Annotated in this window: 12 protein-coding genes; 1 reads left to right on the top strand and 11 read right to left on the bottom strand. The window is 50.0% G+C overall.

From position 1 onward, the window contains the following. Positions 1-29 precede the first annotated feature (29 nt). The 5 genes from dxr to pyrH form a co-directional block, all read right to left on the bottom strand. On the bottom strand, positions 30-1,181 hold the full coding sequence (gene dxr / locus ABID13_RS25705; RefSeq protein WP_197092220.1) for a 1-deoxy-D-xylulose-5-phosphate reductoisomerase: 1,152 nt from the start codon (positions 1,179-1,181) through the stop codon (positions 30-32). A 45-nt stretch (positions 1,182-1,226) separates the two neighbouring features. After that, the gene (locus tag ABID13_RS25700; protein WP_045092560.1) at positions 1,227-2,027 is read right to left on the bottom strand and encodes a phosphatidate cytidylyltransferase; all 801 of its coding nucleotides are present in this window, start codon (positions 2,025-2,027) and stop codon (positions 1,227-1,229) included. A 24-nt stretch (positions 2,028-2,051) separates the two neighbouring features. After that, entirely contained in the window at positions 2,052-2,771 is a 720-nt protein-coding gene (gene uppS / locus ABID13_RS25695) for an undecaprenyl pyrophosphate synthase (RefSeq protein WP_048931209.1), read from the bottom strand. A 165-nt stretch (positions 2,772-2,936) separates the two neighbouring features. Then, positions 2,937-3,488 carry a ribosome recycling factor gene (frr, locus tag ABID13_RS25690; RefSeq protein WP_007857990.1) on the bottom strand — a complete coding sequence of 184 codons (552 nt, stop codon included), beginning with the start codon at positions 3,486-3,488 and terminating at the stop codon, positions 2,937-2,939. A 49-nt stretch (positions 3,489-3,537) separates the two neighbouring features. After that, positions 3,538-4,239 carry a UMP kinase gene (pyrH, locus tag ABID13_RS25685; RefSeq protein WP_007857993.1) on the bottom strand — a complete coding sequence of 234 codons (702 nt, stop codon included), beginning with the start codon at positions 4,237-4,239 and terminating at the stop codon, positions 3,538-3,540. Positions 4,240-4,445: 206 nt separating this feature from the next. Between pyrH and ABID13_RS25680 the strand changes: the two genes are divergently transcribed. Next, entirely contained in the window at positions 4,446-5,819 is a 1,374-nt protein-coding gene (locus tag ABID13_RS25680) for a bifunctional diguanylate cyclase/phosphodiesterase (protein ID WP_007857994.1), read from the top strand. A 212-nt stretch (positions 5,820-6,031) separates the two neighbouring features. Here ABID13_RS25680 and ABID13_RS25675 read toward each other — a convergent pair whose 3' ends face one another. The 6 genes from ABID13_RS25675 to ABID13_RS25650 are packed head-to-tail and all read right to left on the bottom strand — an operon-like array spanning position 6,032 to position 11,564. Continuing rightward, a complete protein-coding gene (locus ABID13_RS25675; RefSeq protein WP_007858011.1) occupies positions 6,032-6,700 on the bottom strand; it encodes a class II aldolase/adducin family protein in 669 nt (222 codons plus the stop codon). A gap of 30 nt (positions 6,701-6,730) precedes the next feature. Then, positions 6,731-7,207, bottom strand: coding sequence for a hypothetical protein (locus ABID13_RS25670; RefSeq protein ID WP_007858012.1), 477 nt, complete (start codon positions 7,205-7,207; stop codon positions 6,731-6,733). Positions 7,208-7,237: 30 nt separating this feature from the next. After that, positions 7,238-8,635 (bottom strand): PTS galactitol transporter subunit IIC, encoded by a 1,398-nt coding sequence (locus tag ABID13_RS25665; protein ID WP_007858013.1) that lies wholly within the window; start codon positions 8,633-8,635, stop codon positions 7,238-7,240. Positions 8,636-8,664: 29 nt separating this feature from the next. Then, a complete protein-coding gene (locus ABID13_RS25660) occupies positions 8,665-8,949 on the bottom strand; it encodes a PTS sugar transporter subunit IIB (RefSeq protein ID WP_007858014.1) in 285 nt (94 codons plus the stop codon). A 29-nt stretch (positions 8,950-8,978) separates the two neighbouring features. Continuing rightward, positions 8,979-9,461: a PTS sugar transporter subunit IIA gene (locus ABID13_RS25655; protein WP_007858015.1), complete on the bottom strand. Its 483-nt coding sequence runs from the start codon at positions 9,459-9,461 to the stop codon at positions 8,979-8,981. A gap of 30 nt (positions 9,462-9,491) precedes the next feature. After that, a complete protein-coding gene (locus tag ABID13_RS25650) occupies positions 9,492-11,564 on the bottom strand; it encodes a BglG family transcription antiterminator (protein WP_007858016.1) in 2,073 nt (690 codons plus the stop codon). Between the last annotated feature and the right edge of the window lie 8 nt (positions 11,565-11,572).

Genomic DNA, 11,572 nt, shown 5'->3' with positions numbered 1-11,572 from the left:
ATCCGCTCTTTATGAATTAAATCTGCTCTTTATGAATTAAATCTGCTCTTTATGAATTCGTATGTTTCCTGTTCCGCTTCCAGGATCCCCGCAACATCCGGGTTCTTTTGTATCTTGTGATGGGCCATGGCTTCCCCGATCATATCGACAATGGTCAAAAACCCGATCTCACGCCTTAAAAACATTGCAACCGCCATCTCATTGGCTGCATTAAATACCGTGGGCATGGAACCGCCCTGCCTTCCGGCCTCATATGCCAGTTTAAGTCCGTGGAAATTTTCCATGTCCGGCACCTCAAAAGAGATCTGGGTCAGCTTTGTAAAATCCAGCCGGTCCCCGGGAAGATACCGGCGCTTAGGATAATAGATGGCGTACTGGATCGGAAGCTTCATATCCGGCGTGCCCATCTGCGCGATCACCGCACCGTCCTCATATTCTACCATGGAATGAATAATACTGGCAGGCTGTACCACCACCTGTACATGATCAATGGGAACATGAAACAGCCAGTGTGCCTCCATTACCTCCAGGCCCTTGTTCACAAGGGTGGCGGAATCAATGGTGATCTTATGCCCCATGGACCAGTTGGGATGTTTAAGGGCATCCTCCACCCGGACAGAAGCCATCTGCTCTCTGGTCCATCCCCTGAACGGCCCGCCCGATGCTGTCAGGAGTATCTTATGGATTGCACTCTGCCCCTCTCCTCTCAAGCACTGAAAGATGGCTGAGTGTTCCGAATCAACCGGCAGGATCTTCACGCCCTTTTCTTCAGCCAAAGGCATTATGATGTGGCCCGCTGTGACAAGTGTCTCCTTATTTGCCAGGGCAATGTCCTTGCCCGCTTCCATGGCGGCAATGGTGGGTTTGATGCCGATCATGCCGACCACACCGGTGACCACGGTCTCTGCGTGGCTCTCCGTTGCCGCCTCGATCAGTCCGTTCATCCCGCTGACCACCTTCACATCCAGATCAGACACCCGCGCCTTCAGTTCCATGGCCTTGTTCTCATCCCAGAGACAGGCCAGCCTGGGTTTAAATTCCCGGATCTGCCGCTCCATAAGACAGACATTGCCGCCTGCCGCCAGGGCTGTTACCCGGACATCCTGATTGTATCTTACAATATCCAATGTCTGGGTCCCTATAGAACCTGTGGAACCCAGAATTGCAATGTTCTTCATCATAACTTATATTCTCCCTATCCCGAAGAAATACTCTTTTCGTTTCATTTATTTTAAAAAAGTCAGGGCAAAATAAATGGCAGGCGCTGTAAATATCATGCTGTCAAATCTGTCCAGAATGCCTCCATGGCCGGGAATCAGCTTGCCGTAATCCTTTATCCCGTGATTCCTCTTAATAGCAGAAGCCGCCAGATCCCCGATCTGGGAGATGACCGCAGCTATGGCACAGGCTATGGCGCAGGATGCCTGGGGGTTTTGGAACTCCGACATCCGGGCGCCAAAAAAGGCAGCGTACACAAACCCCAGCAGCGCGGCTCCCAGGGCGCCTCCCACCGCGCCCTCTATGGATTTCTTTGGGCTTAAAACAGGCGCCAGCTTATGGCGTCCCAAAAGCATACCGCTGCAGTAAGCACAGGTATCGCATCCCCAGGAACTGATAAGGATCAGCCATACCAGGTAAGCACCGTCACTCATAACCCTTGTCTGGTACAGAAAAGAGAGCATCACCGGTACATAACACACGCCGAAAAACGCTCCTGTAATCTCTTCCGTCTTATATTTGGGAAAGGTGAACACATAAAGCGCCATCATGACCATCAGTGACGCAATAATTAAAAGGGTCATATAACGCTGACCCTCAAACCACAAAATTCCGTAGTAGGAACAGGCCGTGGCATATCCGATGACCGCCAGGGATCTTTTCTCTATGCCAAGAACCCGGTACAGTTCAAACAGACCAATAACGGAAATCAGCGCCGTAACACCAAAAAGCAGGGCACCTCCCTGCCCGACAATCACAATGGACAGAAGCACCAGTATGATTCCGCTTATTAATCGGGTCGTAAACATGGCCTTCTCCTTTCTTGCAATGCATTACTTTACCGCTCCGAACCGCCGGTCTCTTTTATTATATTGCACAATAGCTTTTTCTAATTCCTCCTGATCAAAATCAGGCCACAGGCAGTCTGTCACAACAATTTCCGTATATGCCAGCTGCCACAGCAGGTAGTTGGAAAGCCTCAACTCGCCGCTGGTGCGGATCAGCAGATCCGGATCCGGCATATCCGCAGTGTCCAGGTAGGAGGCAATGACCGCCTCATCGATCCGGGATGCATCCGCCTTTCCAGCCACACAGTCCTGGGCAAGCCGGGCCGCTGCCCTGCGTATCTCATCCCGTCCTCCGTAATTCACGGCGATCACAAAGGTGAGTCCTGTATTATCCTTTGTCTGGCTCTCCAGACGGTTGATCCCTTCTATGATATCTGAATCAAATCTGGTCCTGTCCCCAATCATCCTCACCCGCACATTGTTTGCAGTCGCGATCTTAAGAAGACGTACCATGTAATACCTGAAAAGCTGCATCAGCGCCCCTACTTCTTCCTTGGAACGCTTCCAGTTTTCAGTGGAAAAACCATATACGGTGAGATAGCGGATGCCCATTCTGGCAGCGATCTCCACTGTTTTCTCCACTGTGACACACCCTTCCTTATGGCCCATGGTCCGGGGAAGTCCGCGCTTTTTCGCCCACCTTCCATTGCCGTCCAGAATCAGCGCCACATGCTCCGGTATTACCATATTCTCATCTAATGCCATGCTCCTCCGCCTTTCCATTTGTCATGGGTAATCCGCATTTGAATGTTGGAAAGTACTTGCACCTGACCGGCAGTTTAGCCCTCAGGTGCAATGATCTTCCAAACACGCTCCAGCGTGAAACAAGAGGCAGGAGTCCCTCCTGCCCCCTGTATTCACTTATATGGATTAAACTGTCATGATTTCCTTTGTCTTTTCTTCTACCGCCTTGTCGATCTTCTCAACCATCTTATCGGTCAGCTTCTGCATACGCTCGGTAGCCTCGGTCAGATCATCCTCGGACATATCCCCTGCCTTTTCCGCTTTCTTAAAAGCTTCATTGGCATCGCGGCGGATATTGCGCAGTGCAACCTTGGCTCCCTCGCCTTTTTTCTTTACATCCTTGGAAACAGCCTTTCTGCGTTCCTCTGTCATCTCAGGGAATACAAGGCGGATGCAGTTTCCGTCATTAGTTGGGTTGATACCCAGTTCAGAGGTAAGGATCGCCTTCTCGATGGGCTTTAAAAGGCTCTTCTCCCATGGCTGGATCACGATCATGCGGGCTTCGGGAACAGATACGTTCCCCACCTGCTGAAGGGGGGTCGGAGTCCCGTAATAGTCCACTTTGATCTTATCCAGCACATGGGGATTGGCACGTCCCGCGCGGATGGTTCCAAAATCGGATAACAGCACATCCAGTGTCTTATTCATCTTGTCCTCATAAAGTTTTAATTCTTCCATAAGTTCCTCCTGTTAATGCAGCCTCATCGCTGCTTAATAATATTCCTTCTTAAGCTGTCACAATGGTTCCGTTGATCCGTCCCTGCATTGCATTGGCGATTCCATTCTTCTCATTCAGGCTGAATACCGCCATGGGCATCTTGTGCTCCATGCACATGATGGATGCGGTGAGATCCACCACTGCCAGCTGCTGATCGATCACTTCCTGAATGGATATGGTGTCGTACTTCTTAGCCTGTGGATTTACCTTGGGATCACTGTCATATACGCCGTCAATGGCTTTCGCAAGGAGAATACAGTCAGCATCCATCTCAATGGCCCTGAGAGCGATTCCGGTATCTGTTGAAAAATACGGATGGCCTGTCCCTCCTGCAAAGAATACCACCATCCCTTTTTGAAAGTACTTATTTGCCCTGTCCTTGGAAAACAGTTTGGTCATGGAGCCGCACTCAAAGGGAGTGAGGATCTGTGTCATCATCCCCTCGTTCCTAAACAGTTCCGACACATAAATGCAGTTCATCACAGTTGCCAGCATTCCGATCTGGTCTGCTTTCGTCCTGTCAATGGCCTCACTGGTGCGTCCCCTCCAGAAGTTACCCCCGCCGATCACAATTCCTACCTGTATACCTGCATCTACAGAGAGTTTCACCTGTCTGGCTACTTCCTTCACGGTTTCTTCATCAAAACCGGTCTTTTTAGGGCCTGCAAGAGCCTCTCCGCTCAATTTCAAAAACACACGATTCATCTTCATAAAAGCTTTTTCTCCTTGTTGCAATATCTGTCGCTATTATAACATAGTTGGGTCAATTTGCAAAGAAAAAGAAAATATTTCTGTTTTTTTCCTTTTCGTCTCACATTTCACAAATAAAAATTGAGATTTTCTGGCTTTTATATTATAATGGAGGAAACGTATTACAGGCAGGTCACTGCCTGTGAAGCATAAAGGAGGAAACAATCATGGGTTTGTTTCAGCACAAAAAAGATAAAGTCCAGGCAGAACTGCCACCCAATCCACCTGAATTCACTCCATCGGAACCTGTTGGGGAGGGACGGGCCGCCTGTATGAACAGGTTGGAGACAATTCTGGGCGCACCTTCTTCCAAGGGCGTTGTGTTAAAACTCTATCTGGAAAACTTTAAAAGCCTGAACAAGACATTTGGCTATGAATACTGCGAGGAACTCCTGTCACAGATCACAGGATACCTGACCGAACTGGCCGAAGGCAATATATACCGTTACATAGGCGTTGAATTCATTGTTGTATTGGAGCAGTTCAGCGAAGGCCAGGCATCGGATCTGGCTGACGAGATCCTGGAACGCTTTGGGAATGTTTGGAAGATACGGGATGTGGACTGTCTCTGCTCCGCACAGATCGGTCTCTGCTCCTATCCGGGCCACGCAACGGCCGTGGACGAGCTGATCAAGCGTCTGGATCTGGCTGTGGCATCTGCAGCTGAATGCGGTCCTAACCAGATGTCTGTATATGACAGCAACATGCACACCCAGTTCGTGCGCCGTCAGGCTATTGCCATGTATTTACAGACCGCTCTGGAAAAGCATGAGCTGGAAGTCCGCTACCGTCCCACCTATAATTTGAAGGAAGGCCGGTTTACAAGAGCCGACTCCTATATGAGGATCTTTATCCAGGGAATCGGGCTTGTGGGCGCAGGCGAATTTCTTCCCATTGCAGAGGATTCCGGCCAGATCCGCGCCATTGGCTATTATGCCCTGGATCATGCCGGTCAGTGCATTGCAGACCTGATCGCCTCGGGCAAGGAATTTGATTCCATCTGTATCCCGGTATCCCCCATTCTTCTGGTACAGGAGGATTTCATTGATCAGGTAAGGCTGGTCATTGAAAAATATGATATCCCGGAACGCAAGCTGGCCCTTGAAATCGATGACAGCGCACTTTCAAGCGTATACCTGAACGTAAATATTACCATGCAGGAACTGTACGACATGGGAGTGGAATTGGTCATGAATAATTTTGGTTCCGGCTGTGCGCCTGTTACCAGCATCCTGGACCTGCCGGTCCACACCGTAAAGCTGGAGCGCATGTTCGTATGGCAGCTGGAGACCAATCCCAAGTCAGCCTCCATTGCAGGCGGCCTGATCCAGATCGCCAAGGAGCTTGGCATCCACATCATTGCCGAGGGCGTGGAAACAGAGAATCAGCTGAACGCCCTTAACAGTTACTCCTGCGAGTATCAGCAGGGATTCTACTACGCTCCTACCATGGAGCTGGATGTACTGAAAAAGGTACTGGGAACCACCCTGGAGGAATCCCGGGTAACGGTTGAGGAAGAAAAGATGAAGATGAAGCGTTAAAGCTTGGCTTTAACATGATTCTTGTATAAAAGATCGAAACGGACATGGCACTGCGGCAGTATTACGCAGTGCCATGTTTTTGTATGGATCCTCTCTTTTTCCGTATAATTTCCGCCTGATCCGGACTTTTTCCAACAAAAAAAGTGTTGGCTTCTTGTCCAACACTTCTTTCTGACATCCAACACTTCTTTTCTTAACAAGGTCACCCCTTGTCACCAAAGGCTCTCCGGCAGATCGGAAGTCCCCTGTCCGTAATACCGGAATATCTCTACTGCCCTGTCCACCTGCTCTTTAGTGAGCAGGGGAACATGGTGGTTCATTCCGTACGCAATACTGTAGGTTTTTGCTGCCTCCTCCAGGTAAACACAGGCATACAGGGCCTGCTTCAGACTGTCGCCCACGCTGATCACCCCATGGTGTTTCAGAATGACAGCCAGCCTGTCGCCGATATTTTCCACAACTTCAATCCCCATCTGCATGCTTGCAGCAGAGGAATAAGGGCATACCTTCACAGCGCCTCGGGTAGCGTTTGCCAGGGTCGTGAGATTACAGGGAAGTTCATCTGTCACCAGCCCCACGGCCGTGGCATAGGGCTGATGGGTGTGGATGACGGCGTTCACCTCAGGCTTATGGGTTAATATGTAAAGCAGGGCTCTCACATCCACTGATGGTTTCCGTTCCCCCTCAAGCACATTTCCCTCCAGATCCATGACCAGGATATCCCCGGGAACCATGTCCTCATACACCATGCCGGATGGGGTGACCAGAACGGTCCCGTCAGTCATGCGCAGGGTCACGTTTCCCCCGGACAGGGCAACCAGCCCATAGCGGTCCAGTTTGATCCCTGCATTAATCAGTTTCTTTTTTTCTTCTTCAAACATATCCAGCTCTCTTTTCCTTTTTTTCCGTTGTCAGGAGACGGGTTTGCTTTTGCCTCTGGCCCAGGCCTTTATGGAATCCGGATGGATCAGGCACTCCCTGTCCACAATGGCGTTGTACAGTTCGTCCGTGTCATTGAAGTAATAACAGTGCAGCCAGTACCTTCCTCGAAAGAATCCTGCCTGGTTTATGCGGATGAACAGTTTCCTGGCGCCCGTCAATTCCTTGACCCGGAATTGACTGATCTCATTCCAGCCGTACCTGTGTTCCCTTCCATAAGCACTGAATATAATTTCATGTTCATCCATTCTCACCTGCCTGGGGTTGCTCAGGGATATGAATGTCTCCCATACTGTATAGGCGGCCACAACCCCCACACCTGTCCACACAGGCAGGCTGCCTCCTGCCAGGATCCGGACTCCTGCATAAATAAGCACCGCTGTGCAGAATATCCCGATCAACGTAATCTTTCTGGCGTAAATTGCCGAATCATATGTATACGTACGCAAACCTGAGTCATCTCCCTTTATATTGTACATTTATTCTGCCGAACGCAGGGTAGCTGCTTCTTTCTTGATCTTTTTCCTGTTGACCAAAGCCATGGCCAGCGCCACCGCGCCCACAGATGCAATGCCCACAATGGGTGAAACCCCATGAAGGCGGACAATCAGCCATGTCAGCGGATTGGCTCCATCACAGATACTGGAAATTGCAGTGGCAGTACCCATATCGTAGTTTGCCAGCACGGCTGCCTGTGTGATAAGGGGGGCCAGGTTGGTTGCAATATACAGTCCGGATGTAACAGTTGCAAAGCCAATGACCAGGGCGCGGAATCCATTTCCCTTAACAACGGGTGTGATCAGCACAAACATCCATGGGAACACTGCCAGGTCCGCAAAGGGCATTACCTTGTTTCCGGGAAGCACCACTGCCAAAAATACTGCCAGGGGAACCAGGATCAGGGCCACTGACAGGGTCAGGGGATGGCCTACACCAACGGCGGAGTCAAGACCAATATAGATTTTGCCGCGGTTGGAAAACTTCTTCTCAATAAATTCCGATGCAGCGTCTGAGATGGGAAGAAGTCCCTCCATGAGAAGGGCTGCCATCTTAGGGATCAGCACCAGAACAGCGCCCAGGTTCACGCCCAGCCCCAGAATACCCATATCACCCGCATAGACTTCGCTGGCTGCCGTGGGAGCGATCCCGTATCCTGCCAGAACACCGATCACAAGACCCAGCACCGTACCTACCAGGATGGGTTCGCCGAACACGCCAAACTTTTTCTGCATTTTTTCCAGGTCAAAATTAATCTTATTAATCCCCGGAATCATGTCAATGATCTTGTTCAGTGCCATGGCAATAGGGGCATAGGCTGCAGTAAAGCCGTGGGGAAGAGATACGCCCGGAAGTCCCAGAGTCTCCTCCACACCCTTGGCAGTCCAGTCACCCAGCACCATAACGATCACCATGTTGAGGATCGCAGCGATCACTCCGTAAATCTGATTGCCTGTCAGCACTGCCACAAGCGCCCCTGTAAAAGCAAAATGCCAGTAATCCCAGATGTCCACATCCACGGTCTGCGTTGTATTGGTGAGCAGCATCACTATGTTCACCACCAGGCACACAGGAATGATCACCATTCCCACAGTGGATGCAAATGCAATGGCGGCCGCGGACGGCCAGCCCACATCGATCACGGAAAGTTCCAGACCGAACCTGCTGACCATCTCCTGCACCGCTGCTCCCAGGCTGCTTCCCATCAATCCGGTGACCAGATTCAGACCAATGAAACCAATCCCCACCGTAAGCCCTGCCCGGATGGATTTGCCGAATCCTGCCCCCAGTGCAAGACCCATAATACAGATGATGATCGGCATCATGGTGGTTGCGCCTAAATCCTTAATATAATTAAAGATACCCAATATAAAATCCATACTTCTCCCTCCTCGTTGTAAGCCAGTATTTATCGTGACAGTATTTCTACGATTTCATCCACCAGTTTTTCCGTATTCCGCCCCAAAAGGAACTGGGTTCCGATGATCAGCGGGCAGTGGCATTCCCCGCCCAGGACCGTGGTGGATATGCACAGGTCATAATTGGATGACTGGCCCGCCACCTCCGATGCCTTTCCCTGGGTGATCTTGTACTGCCCTTTTAATCCCCTTTCATCCAATGCCTTGCTTACCTTCTGATTCACTGCCGTGGATGTACAGATCCCGGAACCGCATACCAGTAATATTCTCTTCATTTCACCTATCTCCTTTTTATTGATTGTTGTCAAAAAAATTTCTTAAACCGTTCGGCCGCCTCTGTAGGGTCAGCCGCATGATAAATGCCGGAAAGATTTCCCTCCTTTTGGCAGGAGTCGATCATATGGCTCAGGAAGTCAAGCTGTTTATCCGGTTTGTTGATGGCCAGCATGAACATAAGCTGCACATCCAAAGCTCCATCCAGTTCGCCCATGGTGCGGAACCTCACGGGCTTTTTCAGGATTCCGATCCCTATGGCCTGACGGTTCACATGGACCGCATCCGTATGGGGCATGGCTACCCCCATTTCCTCAAATCCAAGACCGGTAAAAAATTCCTTTTCACGTTCCTTTACCGCCTGTATATAGCTTTCTTTCACATATCCCTGATCATAGAGCATCCTGGCCATGATACCGATCGCCTCCTGGTCCGTCTCCGCTTCCAGCCCCATAATCACCAATTCAGGGGAAACCACTATATCATCTAAAACATTTACCGCAATGTCAGCCATACCACCTATTCCTTCCCATATCCTATATTTTTATAACGCATACTCAAATTCTCCAATGATCCTGGCAGCCTGCGCAGCTGTTGACGCACGTGTCAGCGTTTTCTTAAACTCATCATTTTCCAACAGATTTACCAGATTGATAAATGCCTGGAGATGTGTCTCATTGTCCACTGCGCTGAGACAGCAGAAAAACCTTACCGGCTGCACGGAACCGAACTCCACAGGCTCCTTTAGGCGGATCAGGCTCATCCCCGCCTTTTTAGTCCCTTCATCCAGCCCGGCATGGGGCATGGCAAATCCCGGGCTTATAACAATGTACGCGCCATGCAGTTCAATATTATGGATCATCGCGTCCACATAACGCTCCTCGATGTATCCAAGCTCCAGCAGCTTTCCGGCCGACTTAACAACTGCTTCCCTCCAGTTCCTGCACTCCACATCCAGCTCGATGAACTCAGCTGTCAGCAGGTCTCTGAGTTTTAAGGCAGTCTTCTGTTCCCTGATCCCATCTTCTTTGTCCAGAAAGGATATGACCTCATTGCAGATTGCCTCCTGCAAATCCCCGGACTGGCGGACCCCATACCGCTCCAGCACATGTTCCACACACTCTGCCAGAGCTTCTTTGGGAAAGGCAGGTGACTTTTTGAATTCAACCGTAAAATTCCCCTGGGCCCGAAGCTTATCCTCTGCCTGTTTTATGATCTCACAATCTTCCGCTCCCAGCATGGCTGAGACCTCCACCACCGGCACAGGCAGATCCTCCAGGGGCACCGTGGATACGACCATGTCTGCCTCAGACTGCCTCAGATACCTGGCTTCATGTGATGATATGACCTTGACGATCTGAAAATGAAACAGATTCTCCAGCTTCGCGGCCAGGAGCTGGGATGTTCCCACGCCCCCATTGCATGCCAGCACGACCCGGATGGGCCTGACGTGATTCTGTTTTCTCTCCAGCGCAGCGCAGATGTGGATGGTAATATAGACGCTCTCGATGTCGGTCAGCTTTCTGCCGATATATTCCTCCAGTATATTCTGGTTGTTGCACACAGTCTGGTACACATCCGGATTCTTCCTGGTGATCTCAAAAAACATGGAATTGGTGGAGAACATATTGGAATCCGCATCCAGGCTTGTGGCCAGATGGCTGGACAGGTTTTCAAACAGATAATAGTCCTTATTCAGATTGCTGTTCAGTTCCCTGGATACGGCCTCTATAAACTGCCTTGTAACGATCTGGATGCTCAGGATCTTTTTATCCATTTTCCTCCGCTTCATGTAGCGCAGGCTCTTTAACACCGTTCCCAGATAAAGCTTTTCATGATCCGTAAAGACGAGCCGGCAATACTGGGAAATATATTTTAGGATATCCCTGGCCATGCTGTCATACACCGTGCCTGAGTCCGCGCATTCTTCAATAAAATTGCCGTCATGCACCCGTTTCATCATGATCCACAGGTAACTCAGAAGGGACTCATAGGAATCATCCGTCAGGTACAAATCATGGGAATGTTCCTGTTCCTGTATGATCTTGCGGATCACATTGGTCTCCTGCTCCGGGTTTGTATAGGCGGCACTGACCACAATCTCCTCGTGCATAAACTCCTGGTTCTGGTTATACTCCTGCCACAGCAGCAGCCGTTTTGCGCTTTCAGGGCCTTTTACCTGGAATCCTTTGTTGGGGTGGGAAATAACGGTTATTTTATATTTCTCCAGATGGCGTTTTACGTCCTCCATATCATTTACAACCGTAGCCCTGCTGACGCATAATTTGTCCGCAACAGCCCCCAGAGTCACAAAGCTGGGTGCAAGCACCAGGATCATGGAGATCATGGACCTGCGCTCTTCCTTAGACAGTTTGTAATTATAAAAGTCGTTCTGCTTTAACAGATCCTTCATTTTGGAAAGCTCCACGCTGCAGCTGCAGAATCCATAACGGTCCATATCAATGATGGCAAAGCTGTTCTTTTCCAAAAACAGATTGATGGTATTGATATCGTTTCGTATGGTCCTCACAGAAACCCCATACTTTTCAGCCAGCTCATTGATAAGGATCCGATTGCCCATCAGGCTCTGTAAAATGTCAACACTTCTCCTGTTCACTTTATCTT

Origin of the sequence: Enterocloster citroniae (assembly GCF_040545455.1) — a bacterium.
Lineage (GTDB): Bacteria > Bacillota > Clostridia > Lachnospirales > Lachnospiraceae > Enterocloster > Enterocloster citroniae.
The sequence above is the reverse complement of the archived record's forward strand: the minus strand, read 5'-3'. Positions and strand labels throughout refer to the sequence as shown.